Origin of the sequence: Sphingobium sp. D43FB (assembly GCF_002312805.1) — a bacterium.
Taxonomy (GTDB): Bacteria; Pseudomonadota; Alphaproteobacteria; order Sphingomonadales; family Sphingomonadaceae; genus Sphingobium.
On record NZ_NMUA01000171.1, the window covers coordinates 1 to 622 of the forward strand.

The following is a 622-nucleotide window of genomic DNA, read 5'->3' on the forward strand; positions in this document are numbered from 1 at the left end:
GAATAAACAAGAACAAATCAGAATCGCTGTGAGTCAGTCATTTTATGAAAGCCTACAAAACCCTGATACCGATAGAATTTTAACTGAAGCTTTGCATCGTGGTTCGAAATTCTACTTCACGAACTATGTGAAGATTAAGGAGTTGAAAAACACTGACAATATGCTGGCTTATCTGCTTAACAATAATATCCAGTATACAGCGACCGGCAAAAACTCATTCATCGATGATTCAGCGGTCTCATCGAGAATGGATAGCTCTGACCTCTTGGACTTAGGTGATGCATACAGCGAAATCATAGCGATTTATGATGCAAAACCGAAATCAACAACGGATGTCGATTTCTCTGAAATGACAAAAGACTATCTGTTTAACACGTCCAAAACGAACAGCAGTAGCAGTGTCGGAGATACAATCTCAAGCGTTGTCAGCGGCATCGCAAAAGACTATCAGAAGCTCTACAAGCTTGATGGGAAATGTGAGGATGACTGCATAGACAATATGCAGGATTCGGCTGTAACCACTACCCAGCTCGGGGCAAAGCTCATCAATGCTGGAGCAATGATTAAGGGTGCTCAGTATGCTCTAGCATTCATCGATGTCACCAGTGATTCAAAAGCGGCT

Annotated in this window: 1 protein-coding gene; it reads left to right on the top strand. The window is 42.1% G+C overall.

Features of this window, described 5'->3' with window-relative positions:
* A partial coding sequence (locus SxD43FB_RS25495) for a hypothetical protein (RefSeq protein WP_176482919.1) occupies positions 1-622 on the top strand: 622 nt, incomplete at both ends.